The sequence below is a fragment of the Brevundimonas fontaquae genome (genome assembly GCF_017086445.1).
In the GTDB taxonomy this organism is placed as follows: Bacteria; Pseudomonadota; Alphaproteobacteria; order Caulobacterales; family Caulobacteraceae; genus Brevundimonas; species Brevundimonas fontaquae.
Map to the genome: position 1 here is coordinate 2,053,335 of NZ_CP070968.1, position 12,200 is coordinate 2,065,534.

General features: G+C 64.2%; 16 protein-coding genes and 1 tRNA gene. 12 read left to right on the plus strand and 5 right to left on the minus strand.

Annotation, left to right across the window (positions count from 1 at the left end):
- Positions 1–49: 49 nt before the first annotated feature.
- The 5 genes from plsX (at position 50) to JX001_RS10070 (ending at position 3,002) form a co-directional block, all read left to right on the plus strand.
- Complete coding sequence (plsX, locus tag JX001_RS10050) at positions 50–1,093, plus strand: phosphate acyltransferase PlsX (protein ID WP_241004836.1); 1,044 nt, start codon at positions 50–52, stop codon at positions 1,091–1,093.
- On the plus strand, positions 1,090–2,067 hold the full coding sequence (locus JX001_RS10055) for a beta-ketoacyl-ACP synthase III (protein WP_205680969.1): 978 nt from the start codon (positions 1,090–1,092) through the stop codon (positions 2,065–2,067). The genes plsX and JX001_RS10055 overlap by 4 nt, the downstream gene beginning before the upstream one ends.
- Before the next feature lie 77 nt (positions 2,068–2,144).
- The gene (locus JX001_RS10060) at positions 2,145–2,453 is read left to right on the plus strand and encodes an integration host factor subunit alpha (protein WP_026108237.1); all 309 of its coding nucleotides are present in this window, start codon (positions 2,145–2,147) and stop codon (positions 2,451–2,453) included.
- A gap of 5 nt (positions 2,454–2,458) precedes the next feature.
- A complete protein-coding gene (locus JX001_RS10065) occupies positions 2,459–2,866 on the plus strand; it encodes a MerR family transcriptional regulator (RefSeq protein ID WP_205680970.1) in 408 nt (135 codons plus the stop codon).
- Between the two features lie 59 nt (positions 2,867–2,925).
- A tRNA-Pro gene (locus JX001_RS10070) sits at positions 2,926–3,002 on the plus strand.
- A gap of 77 nt (positions 3,003–3,079) precedes the next feature.
- On the opposite strand, the gene JX001_RS10075 is transcribed toward JX001_RS10070, so the two are convergent.
- Together JX001_RS10075 and JX001_RS10080 are read right to left on the minus strand one after the other, a co-directional pair.
- A complete protein-coding gene (locus JX001_RS10075; RefSeq protein ID WP_017503901.1) occupies positions 3,080–3,274 on the minus strand; it encodes a DUF2842 domain-containing protein in 195 nt (64 codons plus the stop codon).
- A complete protein-coding gene (locus tag JX001_RS10080; RefSeq protein ID WP_017503900.1) occupies positions 3,274–3,525 on the minus strand; it encodes a hypothetical protein in 252 nt (83 codons plus the stop codon). Before JX001_RS10080 ends, JX001_RS10075 begins: the two co-directional genes overlap by 1 nt.
- Positions 3,526–3,659: 134 nt before the next feature.
- On the opposite strand from JX001_RS10080, the gene JX001_RS10085 reads away from it, so the two are divergent.
- The gene (locus JX001_RS10085) at positions 3,660–4,760 is read left to right on the plus strand and encodes a COX15/CtaA family protein (RefSeq protein WP_205680971.1); all 1,101 of its coding nucleotides are present in this window, start codon (positions 3,660–3,662) and stop codon (positions 4,758–4,760) included.
- Here the strand turns inward: JX001_RS10085 and JX001_RS10090 are convergent.
- Positions 4,729–6,114: an alkaline phosphatase PhoX gene (locus JX001_RS10090; RefSeq protein WP_205680972.1), complete on the minus strand. Its 1,386-nt coding sequence runs from the start codon at positions 6,112–6,114 to the stop codon at positions 4,729–4,731. The two genes, JX001_RS10085 and JX001_RS10090, sit on opposite strands and share 32 nt — an antisense overlap.
- A gap of 262 nt (positions 6,115–6,376) precedes the next feature.
- On the opposite strand from JX001_RS10090, the gene rplM reads away from it, so the two are divergent.
- The 5 genes from rplM (at position 6,377) to msrB (ending at position 9,348) form a co-directional block, all read left to right on the plus strand.
- Positions 6,377–6,853 carry a 50S ribosomal protein L13 gene (gene rplM / locus JX001_RS10095; RefSeq protein ID WP_055809236.1) on the plus strand — a complete coding sequence of 159 codons (477 nt, stop codon included), beginning with the start codon at positions 6,377–6,379 and terminating at the stop codon, positions 6,851–6,853.
- A 2-nt stretch (positions 6,854–6,855) separates the two neighbouring features.
- The gene (gene rpsI / locus JX001_RS10100; RefSeq protein WP_017503896.1) at positions 6,856–7,350 is read left to right on the plus strand and encodes a 30S ribosomal protein S9; all 495 of its coding nucleotides are present in this window, start codon (positions 6,856–6,858) and stop codon (positions 7,348–7,350) included.
- A gap of 311 nt (positions 7,351–7,661) precedes the next feature.
- Positions 7,662–7,865: a hypothetical protein gene (locus tag JX001_RS10105; protein WP_156363269.1), complete on the plus strand. Its 204-nt coding sequence runs from the start codon at positions 7,662–7,664 to the stop codon at positions 7,863–7,865.
- Between the two features lie 4 nt (positions 7,866–7,869).
- Entirely contained in the window at positions 7,870–8,805 is a 936-nt protein-coding gene (gene argC / locus JX001_RS10110; protein ID WP_205680973.1) for an N-acetyl-gamma-glutamyl-phosphate reductase, read from the plus strand.
- A 39-nt stretch (positions 8,806–8,844) separates the two neighbouring features.
- Complete coding sequence (gene msrB / locus JX001_RS10115) at positions 8,845–9,348, plus strand: peptide-methionine (R)-S-oxide reductase MsrB (RefSeq protein WP_205680974.1); 504 nt, start codon at positions 8,845–8,847, stop codon at positions 9,346–9,348.
- Here the strand turns inward: msrB and JX001_RS10120 are convergent.
- A complete protein-coding gene (locus tag JX001_RS10120; RefSeq protein WP_055753598.1) occupies positions 9,345–9,722 on the minus strand; it encodes a hypothetical protein in 378 nt (125 codons plus the stop codon). The genes msrB and JX001_RS10120 overlap by 4 nt on opposite strands.
- Positions 9,719–11,659 (minus strand): class I poly(R)-hydroxyalkanoic acid synthase, encoded by a 1,941-nt coding sequence (gene phaC, locus JX001_RS10125; RefSeq protein ID WP_205680975.1) that lies wholly within the window; start codon positions 11,657–11,659, stop codon positions 9,719–9,721. Before phaC ends, JX001_RS10120 begins: the two co-directional genes overlap by 4 nt.
- 84 nt (positions 11,660–11,743) lie before the next feature.
- On the opposite strand from phaC, the gene JX001_RS10130 reads away from it, so the two are divergent.
- The gene (locus JX001_RS10130) at positions 11,744–12,193 is read left to right on the plus strand and encodes a hypothetical protein (RefSeq protein ID WP_205680976.1); all 450 of its coding nucleotides are present in this window, start codon (positions 11,744–11,746) and stop codon (positions 12,191–12,193) included.
- The last annotated feature ends 7 nt before the right edge of the window (positions 12,194–12,200 follow it).

The window sequence follows — 12,200 nt, forward strand, 5'->3', positions numbered from 1 at the left end:
GCCACAAGAGGTCCATTTGCCAGCCCCAGTTACGATCTCGCTTGACGCCATGGGCGGCGATCACGGGCCATCCGTCGTCGTTCCCGGCATCCGCAGCTACACCCGCACCCATGACGGCGAGGGGGTTCGCTTCCTGCTGCATGGCGACGAAGTCAAGATCGCGCCGGAACTGGCGCGTTGCGGCGTGGCGGCGGACGTCTGCGAGATCCGCCACACCGACAAGGTAGTGGCCATGGACGAAAAGCCGGCCCAGGCTATGCGCCGCGGTAAGGGCTCTAGTCTGTGGAATGCCATCGAGGCGGTGAAGACGGGTCAGGCCGGCGGCGTCGTCTCGGCCGGCAACACCGGCGCCCTGATGGCGATCTCGAAACTGATTCTGCGGATGTCTGCGGTCGGGCTTGAGCGTCCGGCCATCGTCGCCAGCTGGCCCACCTTCAAGGGCCACACGGCGGTTCTGGACGTCGGCGCCAACATCGGCAGCGACGCGGAGCAGCTGATCGAGTTCGCCATCATGGGCGAAGCCTTCCAGTCCGCAGTGCGCGGCATCGCCCGCCCGACCATCGGCCTGTTGAACGTCGGTTCGGAAGACATGAAGGGCAACGAAAAGGTCAAGGAGGCGCACGCCATCCTGCGCGACGGGCCGTTCGACCTGAACTATCACGGCTTCGTCGAGGGCGACGATATCGCCAAGGGCACAGTGGACGTGGTGGTGACCGACGGCTTCACCGGGAACATCGCGCTGAAGACCGCCGAAGGCACAGCGCGCTATATTTCGGCCCTGTTGAAAGAGGCTTTGACCTCCAATCTGCAATCCAAGCTGGGCGCCGTCATCGCCATGCCGGCGTTGAAGAAGATGCGCCAGAAGATCGATCCCAGCGCCATCAACGGCGGCCCCCTGTTGGGCCTGAACGGTATTGTGGTGAAGAGCCATGGCGGCGCCGACGCCAAGGGCTTCGGCAACGCCATCCGCATCGCTGTCGATCTGGCCCGCAGCGACTATATGAGCAAGGTGGGGGACAACCTGGGCAAGCTGGACGCGGTGTTCGACCATGCCGCCAAGCCCGCCGCAGCCGTGGGAGAACCCCTCCAGTGACCGTCACCCGCAGCGCCGTGACCGGCGTCGGCTCATATCTGCCGGATGAGATCGTCACCAACGCCGACCTCGCCAAGGTCGTCGATACGTCCGACGAATGGATCCAGGAGCGCACCGGCATCAAGCAGCGTCACAAGGCGCGCGACGACCAGCCGACCAGCGATCTGGCGGTCGAGGCCGCCAAGAAGGCGCTCGCCGACGCGGGCAAGGCGGCGTCCGACGTCGATCTGATTATCGTGGCCACCACCACGCCCGACATGACCTTCCCGGCCGTCGCGTCGATCGTCCAGGCCAAGCTGGGCGCAGGCGTCGGCATCGCTTTCGATGTTCAAGCCGTCTGCTCCGGCTTCGTCTATGCGCTGAGCGTCGCCGACGGCTTTGTGGCGCGCGGCCTGTCGAAATGCGCCCTGGTGATCGGGGCTGAGGAGATGACGCGGCTGATGGACTGGACCGACCGGACCACCTGCGTCCTGTTCGGTGACGGAGCCGGCGCCGTGGTGCTGGAACCGCGCGAAGGGCAGGGGACATCGGACGACCAGGGCATGCTCGGCTTCGCCTTGCGCGCCGACGGATCCAAGACCGACTTGCTCTACGTTGATGGCGGCCCGGCGACGACGGGGACCGTTGGCCATCTGCGCATGGCCGGAAACCAGGTCTTCCGTCATGCCGTCGTGAACATCGCAGAGGGCATCACCGCTGCCTGCGCCGCCGCCAACATCCAGATCGCGGATGTCGACTGGTTCGTGCCGCATCAGGCCAATCAGCGAATCATCAAGGGCGTCGGCGACCGGTTGGGTCTGGACGAGAACAAGGTGATCTCGACCGTGGCGATGCACGCCAACACCTCGGCGGCCTCGATCCCGCTGGCGCTGGATGCTGCGATCCAGGATGGGCGGATCAAGAAGGGCGATATGGTGCTGCTTGAGGCCATGGGCGGCGGCTTGACCTGGGGCGCCTGCGCGCTTCGGCTCTAATCGACATCGAGGCATTGATTTTTCGGGGGCTTTGCGCCCCTATGGATGCGAGCGGATCGCAGGACAGCGGGGATATGATGGCAGGCCAACAGACTGTGACGCGCGCCGACTTGTGCGAAGCCGTGCATGAAGAGGTCGGCCTCTCGCGTCAGGAATGCTCCAGCTTGGTCGAGCGCACCCTGGAACTGATCGTCGAATCGCTCGAGCGCGGCGAGACGGTGAAACTGTCCGGCTTCGGCGTCTTCCAGGTGCGTGAGAAGCGCGCACGGATGGGCCGCAATCCCAAGACCGGCGAACCGGCGGCGATCAATCCGCGCCGGGTCATCAGCTTCCGCGCCTCACAGATCATGAAAAGCCGGGTTCACGACGCCGTCGTCGAGGCCTGATCGCGGTGGCCAAGAGCGCCGACGCCTTCCGAACCATTTCCGAAGCGGCCGAAGAGGTCGGCGCGCCCCAGCATGTCCTGCGGTTCTGGGAAACGAAGTTCGATTTCGTCACACCTGTGAAACGGGCCGGCGGTCGGCGCTTTTATCGGCCTCAGGACATCGCGGTGCTGAAGGCGGTCAAACGCCTGCTGCACGACGATGGACTGACGATTCGCGGCGTCCAGCGCCTGCACAAGGAACAGGGGCTGAAAAAGCTGATCGGCGCGGAGGCCGCCGCACTGATCGACGACGGCGATGTCACGATCTCTGCGGCGACTTCCGATGTCACGCGGGCCGAAACCTCGAACTTGCATCAGGTTCTGGCCGATTTGGAGCAGGCCAAAGCCCGTCTGGACGCCGTTCTTTCACGGTAGGTGGAAAAGTCGTTTTAGCGTTTGCGGACAGCGGTCCCCCCGTCTATAGGGAGCGCCTTCGGAGCGTGGCGCAGCCTGGTAGCGCACTTGACTGGGGGTCAAGGGGTCGCAGGTTCGAATCCTGTCGCTCCGACCATTCTTGAAAAAGAATGATGATGGTGGGGTCGTCCTTGCGGGCGGCCCCATCGCCGTATCTGGGGGCAGGTTCGGCGCTCAGCCCCGCTCGGCCCATCGCAGCAACGGGATGAGCGGCAGGCCCCAGGCGGTCCCGCCGATACCGAAGAACAGGAAGTCGATCCACTGCGACGGCGGCAGCATTCCGCGCAGGGCGATCAGGCCCCACACCCAGAAAACGAGAAAGAGCAGCACGCCGATCGCGGCGACGAAGCGACGCAGACGCGGCGGCATCAGCGCTTGTTCCGGAACAGGAAGAAGGCGACCAGACAGATGCCAGATCCAACGAGCGCCCACGGCACCCAGACCCAGCTGTCCATCGTGCTGACCGCGAAGACCCGCACCGCCAGAAACCATCCGCAGGCCAAGCCGATCCCGGACACCAGGCTTGTGCCGCCGAAGCCGCGCCGGCCCGTCAGAAGGTCCGCGATCCAGGCCAGCAGCAGGCCGCCTGCGACGGCGGCGGCGATATCGGCGTATTGCAACCCTGATCTCCTGCGGCGACAGCGCCGTTAACTCAATCCGACTCGATCTTGTCGCTTGGGGCGGGCATACCGCACCGGTCGCGTCTGGTCTTCGTTCGACGCGACACCATATCCGGGTCAGTGTCAGGCGTCGAATGAACCGTTTCGGAAATCCAGATCGTAACCGCGCCGTCGCCGTATGGCTTTTCGCCACGGCCGCCGTCGTCTTCCTGATGGTGGTGATCGGCGGCATCACGCGGCTGACGGGCTCTGGCCTGTCGATCACGGAGTGGAAGCCCATTATGGGCGCCATTCCGCCTCTAAACGACGCGCAGTGGGCCGAGGCCTTCGAAAAATACAAGCAGATCCCGCAGTATGCGCAGGTCAACGCCGGCATGAGCCTGGGCGAGTTTCAGGGCATCTTCTGGTGGGAATGGCTGCACCGGTTGATCGGGCGTCTGGTGGGTATGGTGTTCGCCCTGCCGCTGATCGTCTTCCTGCTTTGCCGTCTGGTGCCGGCCCGGTCGGTATTCCACCAGTGGGCCATGCCCAATCGCCTGATCTGGCGTTGTGTCCTGCTCCTGGCCCTGGGTGGCCTTCAAGGCCTGATTGGATGGTGGATGGTGTCCAGCGGCCTGTCCGAGCGTGTCAGCGTGGCGCCCGAGCGTCTGGCGACGCACCTGGGCCTGGCGTTCGTGCTGTTCGCCGCCCTGATCTGGACGGGGCTAGAGGCCTGGAACGGTGAGGATCACGGCCGGCCGCCGTCGGGTTGGGCGAGGGGCGCCGGCCTGCTGCTGGGCGCGGTCTTCCTGCAATGTCTGCTGGGCGCCCTCGTGGCCGGCGGTCATGCGGGGCTGGTCTATACCGACTGGCCGCTGATGAACGGCGCCGTTCTGCCGCCGGCCGACTGGAGCCTGGGCGCGGTCGCCTTCCTGCACGATCAGGCGCTGACGCAGTTCAATCACCGACTGGTCGCCTATGGTCTGCTGATCGCGGTCAGCATCTATGCCTTCCAGGCCTGGCGCTGGCGCGTAGCGGAGGGAATGGGCTTCGGCGCCTTCGCGCTTGCGGGTGTGATCTGGTTCCAGGCGCTGCTGGGGATCGTGACCCTGGTGCACGCCGTTCCGGTGTGGCTGGGCGTGCTGCACCAGGCAGGCGCCGCGATTGTGCTGGCGACGGCCACCGTGAACCTATGGTTGGTGCTGCGGGCTCAGCCGCGCATCTTCATGTCCGGACCGAGGACCATGGGCCTCTGATCGCCAGAGTCATGCCGGGGTACATGATGTTGACGAACAGCACCTCGCCATCCGGCGAGAAGCAGGCGCCGGCGAACTCGGAGTTGCCGGTGAAGACATTGCGGCCGATCGTATAGACCTTGCCCTCTGGCGTGACGCCTTTCAGGTGGTTGCGGACGTCCGAGGAATAGTTGTCCTCGCACAGGATCAGGTGCCCCCAGGGCGCGACGGTGATGTTGTCGGCCATGTTCATTGTCTTTGGATCCGTGCTCTCGACGAACAGCTGAAGGCGATCTGCCGCGCCGTTCAGACCGGGCGCCAGACGCAGCACCTGACCGCGTCGGATTGGTCCGCCCGAGGTCGCTGTGAAATACAGCTCGTCATCGCCCCACCAGACGCCTTCGCCCCGCGCAACCCAGGCGGCGCCGGCCGCGTGGCCGCGCTTGGCCAGGTCGCCATTGGGAGATTCGACGTCGTCCAGATCGATCCATTCGATCTCCCTCCAGTCGCCGACAGCCCAGGTGCGACCGTCCTGATTGCGGGTGTCGGCCGAGGGCGCGCCTTTCCAGGCCATGGCCTGAAGCCGGCCGCCCTCGATCAGCTTGCCGGGCGCATTGGGAATGAAGCGATAGAAGAGGCCGGCGTTGTCGTCTTCGGTCAGATAGACGACGCCAGTGCGGGGATCGACGCAGACGGCCTCGTGATCGAACCGGCCCATCGCCTTGAGAGGCACGGGATCGACCAGGCCGGTCGCGGTCGCCGGCACTTCGAAGACCCACCCGTGGCTCTTGGTCACATCGGCGTCGGCCGGCGTCTCCAGCGTCTCCTCGCAGGTCAGCCAACTGCCCCAAGGCGTCGGGCCGCCGCAGCAATTGGTCGAGGTGCCGGCCAGCGTCAGATGCCGGCTGACCATCTGGCGGGTCGCCAGATCATAGGTGATGGTGGAGCAGCCGCCGGGCAAGGGGCGGCCATTCTTGTAGGTGTCGTAGCCCCGGCTGGCGTCCAACAGGTCAAGCCGTTCCTCCCGCAGGCCGCCGGGGCCGAGGTTGCGATGCAGGCCGCTGGAGCCCTTCAGCTCGTGATTGACGACCAGGGCCACGCGAGACCCTTCCAGCGGGAAACAGGCCATGCCGTCAGGTTGCCCCGGAGCGAACAGGCCGTCGTCCATCGTGTCGCCGCTCTGGGCCACGACCTGATAGGAAAAGCCTTCGGGCAGATCGAGCAGACGATTGGGATCGCGCAGCAGAGGTCCGTAGCCATGGACCTCGTTGACGTAGGTCTCTTCACCCGCCGTCTGAGCGGCGGCATGACGCGCCAGTCCTGAGAAGGCGGCGGCTGCGCCCGTGGCGATCAGACCACGACGATGAAGGATCATGAAGGGGCTCCAAAGCTGTCGCCGTTGCGATGCCCGCCAATAATCATGGCTTGATGACATTTTGTGTTACGCCGTAACGCTTCTCACGTCATTTACGCTGGGTATTTTAATACCGTATTTGAAAAACTGTGTTTGAACAATACGTTGTGGCAAATGCAGTGTTGTGGCGCGCGTTGACGCGACCAATCGTCTCCTGTATCAGCGCGCCTTCATTCGGTTCCCTCGGGGGCCGGACCCGATTTTCGTCTCCAGGAACCCCCTCATGCTGAAGAGCACTACGGCTTCGTTGAAGCCGGCCGAGGTCGAGAAGAAGTGGATCCACATCGACGCCGAAGGCGTCGTGGTGGGCCGCCTCGCGACCTTCATCGCCAACCGTCTGCGCGGCAAGCACCGCGGCGACTACACCCCGCACGTCGATTGCGGCGACTATGTCGTCGTCACCAACGTCGACAAGGTGGTGTTCACCGGCAAGAAGAACACCGACAAGATCTACTATCGCCACACCGGTCACCCGGGCGGCGTCAAGTCGACCACGCCTGAGAAGGTTCTGGGCGGCCGCTTCCCCGAGCGCGTGCTTGAAAAGGCCGTCGAGCGCATGCTGCCCAAGGAAAGCCCCTTGGCCCGCAAGCAGATGACGCACCTGCGCCTGTTCTCTGGCAACCAGCACGACCACGAAGCCCAGCAACCGGAAACGATCGACTTCAAGTCGGCGTCGCCCAAGAACACCCGGAGCGTCTGAGCATGACCGACGTGACCAACACCGAAACCGCAACCGGCTTCGATGCCCTGAAGGGCCTGAGCTCTTCGGTCGAGAACGACGCCCCCGTCTATGTCCAGAAGCTGGACGCTCAGGGCCGCGCCTATTCGACCGGCAAGCGCAAGAACGCCATCGCTCGCGTCTGGGTGAAGCCCGGCACCGGCAAGATCACCATTAACGGCAAGGACCAGGAGCAGTATTTCGCTCGTCCCGTGCTGCGCATGATGATCGCTCAGCCGCTGACCGTCTCGGACCGCGCCACGCAATATGACGTGATCTGCACCGTCGAAGGTTCGGGTCTGTCGGGCCAGGCCGGCGCCATCCGCCACGGCCTGTCGCACGCCCTGACGCACTTCGAACCGGAACTGCGCAAGGTCCTGAAGCCGCATGGCTTCCTGACCCGCGACAGCCGCGTCGTCGAGCGCAAGAAATACGGCCGCGCCAAGGCTCGCCGCAGCTTCCAGTTCTCGAAGCGCTGATCACGTTTACGCGGTTTGGATTTGGGGCGCTTCGGGGAGACTCGGAGCGCCCTTTTTCTTGAGTGCATATCTGGGAAGTCACGCAAACGTGACAGATCGAATGGAATTCGAACCCATGTCCGGTCATTGGCTTTGAGAGAGAGGTTGAGGTTCCGCCCTAAGCATCAAACCCTGAAAGCACCTCGGTTCTATGGTTCTGCGCTTGACCGCTTTGCACATTTGCGACCCCATACCCGAAGGGATTGCACATCAGTTTCGCTAATGCGGAGATGTGCCCGGTGTCCAGAAATCGCAAACTGCAAGACCGACCTATGCATTCGGTTTCGCTGAAGGTGCTTGGCCTGAGCATCGACGGCAAAGGTCTGGCAGGCGTGATAGCCGTACCTGTTGTCCTTCTGATCATCTGCTTGGCAGGCGTGACTTTGGGGAATGGCGCCGCATGGCTTGCCAGATTGTCCACACAGTCCAACGCCATTACTGAAAACGCCCCGGCAGTGGCCGGAGTGAAGGATTGAGTAGTTGACCCACACTATCTTCATCGACGGCGAGGCCGGCACCACAGGGCTGGAGATCCGTGAGCGGCTGGAGGCGCGCCCGGATCTGGAGCTCATCCTGCTGGGCGATCGTCGGCGCGATGTGGATGCGCGGCGCGAAGCCCTGAACGGCGCCGACGCCGTGATCCTGTGCCTGCCCGACGATGCGGCGCGTGAAGCTGTGGCCATGATCGAGAATCGCACAGTCAAGGTGATCGACGCCTCGACCGCCTATCGGGTCGCGCCTGGCTGGGCCTATGGATTCCCCGAAATGGATGCGGGACAGCGCGATCTGATCGCACGGTCGTCGTTCGTGTCGAATCCCGGCTGCTATCCCACCGGCTTCATCGGCCTGATGCGACCGCTGGTGAAGACGGGGCTGGTTCCGACGACCTATCCGGTCACGGTCAATGCGGTCTCGGGCTACTCCGGCGGCGGCAAGGCGATGATCGCCGAGTTCGAGGCGCCGGGGGCGGCAACCGCCTATCGCGCCTATGGTTTGTCGCTGAAGCACAAGCATGTGCCGGAAATGACAAAACACACGGGGCTCAGCCGCGACGTGCTGTTCGCCCCTGCGGTCGGAAACTATCGTCAGGGCATGCTGGTGGAGGTTCCGCTGCATCTGGCCGCCTTGCCGGAGACGCCTTCGGTCGAGCGCATCCACGGCGCGCTGGTCGAGGCCTATGAGGGGCGGCAGTTCGTCGAGGTCGCAGACCTGGAAGAGACCGAGGCCCTGTCGGGGCTGGAGCCCGAGGGCCTGAACGGCACCAATCGCTTGCGCCTGCACGTCTTCGGCGACCGCAACGGCGAACAGGCGCGGCTGGTCGCTTTGCTCGACAACCTGGGCAAGGGCGCGTCGGGCGCGGCGGTGCAGAACCTGAACATCATGCTGGGCCTGGATGAGGCGACCGGTCTGATCTGAGGTCTGAAACCATTCCGCGACCTTCGTCGTATCAGGGACATGACCCAGTCCCTGATCCTGCATCGCCGGGGCCTTCTAATGGGCGCCGGCGCGTTCGCCCTGTCCGCCTGTTCGCCTGAAACGTCCGAAGCCGGGGAGGGGCAATACGCAGCCTCGCCCTATCGTCGGGTGTCCGATGCGGATTGGCGACGACGCTTGGGTGACGCCTCCTGGCGCGTGATGCGGCACGAGGGGACGGAGTGTCCCTATTCCAGCCCGCTGAACGATCAGCACGCTCGCGGGATCTTCGTCTGCAAGGGCTGCGATCTGCCGCTGTTTCGATCGCAGTGGAAGTTCGATTCCCACACCGGCTGGCCCAGCTTCTATGATATCATCGCCGCCAATATCGGCAAGAAGCGTGACCTGGCCATCGGCATTCCACGCACCGAATACCATTGCGTCCGCTGCCTGGGACACCAGGGGCATGTCTTCGACGATGGTCCGCGTCCGACGGGGCTGCGCTACTGCAATAACGGCGTGGCGCTGAAGTTCGTGTCGGCCTAGGCGCGACGCGCGCGCACGGCTGAATCGACGGTCAGGCCGAAGATGACCGAGGCGATGATCACCAGCAGCCCATAGTCGTGACCGGCGAAGAAAACGGGCGCGCAGGCCATGGCGATGACGATCAATGGAAACAGTCCGGCCCACACCGCCGTGCCAGGCGTGCTGACGTGGATCAGCGGCTGAGCGACCGGTCGTTTCATCGCGCGCGCCATCCGTTCGTTGAGCAGGACAAAGGCGGCCGCGCAGATGACGGCCGAGATCACGTATTTGACCGTATTGCCCGGTTCTCCGAACAGGCTGGCCGTCATGATCAGCAGGATCAAGGCGACGCCTGTGCTGAGGGCGAGCAAGGCGTTGGGTTCGAGACGGTTCAAGACTTCACTTTCACATAGCTGCCCGGCGCCGGCTCGATGGGCTTGAGCGGGCCCTTGGCGGGGTCGCGGGCGGGGATTTGCTTACCGGATCGCGCGCCGAGCCAGGCGGACCAATGCTCCCACCAACTGCCGGGATGTTCGACGGCGTCAGCCTGCCATTCGGCCAAGGTCGCGGGCAGGGCAGGGTTGGTCCAGTGCTGATACTTCTTTGCGGCGGGGGCGTTGATGACGCCGGCGATGTGACCTGACCCGGCCAGGGTGAAGGTCACATCCTTGCCGCCGAACAGTTTGGCGGACCGATAGACCGAGTTCATCGGCGCGATGTGATCCTCTCGGCTGGCCTGAAAATAGAGCGGGATCTCAACTTTCGACAGATCCGCCGTCAGGCCGCCGATCTCGAACTGCCCCTTGGCCAGGACGTTGGCCCCATACATCTGGCGCAGATACTCCAGGTGAAGCGTCTTGGGCATCCGCGTCTGATCTGCGTTCCAGAACAGCAGGTCGAAGGCGGGCGGATCCTTGCCCAGCAGATAGTTGCTGATGAAGAAGGACCAGATCAGATCGTTGGACCGCAGGGCGTTGAATGTTTCCGCCATGGCCGCGCCCGGCAGGACGCCGCCCGCCGCATCCATCTGACGCTCGATCTCGGCGATCCAGTGTTCGTCGGTGAACAGAAGCAGGTCGCCGGCCTCGGCGAAGTCATGTTGAGCGGCGAAGAAGGTGGCGGCGGCGATGCGCTTGTCGCCCTTGGCCGCCATATGCGCCAGACCAGCGCCAAGCAGGGTGCCGCCGATGCAATAGCCCACGGCGTTCAGTTGCTTCGTTCCCGCCTGCTCCAGCGTCTTTTCGACCGCGCGATAGATGCCCTTTTCCAGATAGTCGTCGAAGCCGAAGCCGGCCTTGTCCTTGTCCGGATTGACCCAGGAACAGACGAAGACCGTGAAACCTTGAGCCGACAGCCAGCGGATCAGCGAGTTCGCTGGCTGCAGGTCCATGATGTAGAATTTGTTGATCCAGGGCGGGAAGATCAGCAGCGGGATTTCGTGCTGGGTTTCGGTCGTCGGCGCGTACTGGATCAGCTCGAACAGCTCGTCGCGCCAGACAACCTGGCCCGGCGTCGTGGCGACGTTCTCGCCGACGACGAACTTGCCGTAGTCGGCCTGGCTGATGCGCAGCGATCCGCCGCCACGTTCCAGATCTGCGGCGAAGTTGTGCATGCCCTTCACCAGCGATTCGCCGCTGGTCTCCGCCAAGGCCTTCAGCGCGACGGGGTTGGAGGCCAAAAAGTTGGACGGCGAGAAGGCGTCGGTCAGCAGGCGGATGAAGAATTGGGCACGACGTTTCAGCGTCGGGTCGACGTCCTCGACCCCAGCGATCAAGCCGTTCATCCAGTCTGACGTCAGCAGATAGGATCGCCGCATCATGTCGAACATCGGGTTTTCGGACCATGCCGGGTCCTTGAACCGCTTGTCGACCGGTGCGGGATCGGGCGCCTCGCCGGCCGCCTGACGCGCCGTCGATGACCAGAGCCGCATATAGCGCCCAAACAGGTCGGCCTGGGCCTGAATCATCTTGTCGGGCTGGGCGGCCAGGCTGGTCATGACCGACGTCATGGCCGGCGCGACGTTGAAGGGATCGGCGGAAAGGGCGGCCGGCCGATCGGCCTGGGTCAGCGCCGCCTCGGCGATCGCGCTCTGGGCCATCATGGCCGCCTTGGCCAGATTCATCGACAGGGTTTCGATCAATTCGGCTTGGTTGGGCGTCGCTGCTGTCGCCTCAGGAGTCGGTTCGGAATGGGCTTCGGAGGCGGCTTCCTGCGTTTCGGCAGGTTTCGATTTGGGCTGGCGAGGCGGGCGGGGCTTGGCCGACGTCGGACGTCCGGCCTTGCGTGCGGGGCGATCTAAGGCTTCTGTCGGCGTTGTGGGAGTCTTGGCCATGATCGTCCTTCGCGCATCCTGCGCCAGAGGGTGGTTCATCCACCCTTCCGCGCACCGCGATGATGGCATAAGACCATCAAGGAAATGAACGCGTCGCACTCGAAAAAGATTATCCTGATCGCCGCAGCCGCGATCGCGACGCCATTAAGCGGCTGTGTCGGTGCATCCGCCTCCAAGACGGAGGCTGTCTCTCCGCTGGCGCCGCGTATCCAGGAACTGGTCGACGCCAATCGGCGCTATCCGCGCTGGGAGGACTTTCCGACAGCGCCGACCGATCTGCCGCCGGTCACGCAGGTCGCGTCGAATGTGCAGCGTCTCCAAGGCGACAGCGCGACGCTGACCAGCGAGATCGCACGCATCGACTGGACGCTCGGCGACGCCGAGGCGCTCGCCGCCGAAACACGCGCGGCCGTGAACGCCGTTCCGGTGTCGCCCGACCCCGTCAGAACCCAGGCGGATATCGAGGCCTTTGCTCAAAGCCTGCGTGACAGGGCCAAGGCTCCGCCGCCGCTCGACCGTCGACCGACGCGATGAGCGGTCG

Excerpts from the sequence above, each read along its gene's own strand:
- JX001_RS10060 (WP_026108237.1), top strand. The coding sequence starts at position 2,145 with ATGGCAGGCCAACAGACTGTGACGCGCGCCGACTTGTGCGAAGCCGTG.
- plsX (WP_241004836.1), top strand. The coding sequence starts at position 50 with ATGGGCGGCGATCACGGGCCATCCGTCGTCGTTCCCGGCATCCGCAGC.
- JX001_RS10085 (WP_205680971.1), top strand. The coding sequence starts at position 3,660 with ATGAACCGTTTCGGAAATCCAGATCGTAACCGCGCCGTCGCCGTATGG.
- rplM (WP_055809236.1), top strand. The coding sequence starts at position 6,377 with ATGCTGAAGAGCACTACGGCTTCGTTGAAGCCGGCCGAGGTCGAGAAG.
- msrB (WP_205680974.1), top strand. The coding sequence starts at position 8,845 with ATGACCCAGTCCCTGATCCTGCATCGCCGGGGCCTTCTAATGGGCGCC.
- JX001_RS10105 (WP_156363269.1), top strand. The coding sequence starts at position 7,662 with ATGCATTCGGTTTCGCTGAAGGTGCTTGGCCTGAGCATCGACGGCAAA.
- JX001_RS10130 (WP_205680976.1), top strand. The coding sequence starts at position 11,744 with ATGAACGCGTCGCACTCGAAAAAGATTATCCTGATCGCCGCAGCCGCG.
- rpsI (WP_017503896.1), top strand. The coding sequence starts at position 6,856 with ATGACCGACGTGACCAACACCGAAACCGCAACCGGCTTCGATGCCCTG.
- JX001_RS10075 (WP_017503901.1), bottom strand. The coding sequence starts at position 3,274 with ATGCCGCCGCGTCTGCGTCGCTTCGTCGCCGCGATCGGCGTGCTGCTC.
- JX001_RS10090 (WP_205680972.1), bottom strand. The coding sequence starts at position 6,114 with ATGATCCTTCATCGTCGTGGTCTGATCGCCACGGGCGCAGCCGCCGCC.
- phaC (WP_205680975.1), bottom strand. The coding sequence starts at position 11,659 with ATGGCCAAGACTCCCACAACGCCGACAGAAGCCTTAGATCGCCCCGCA.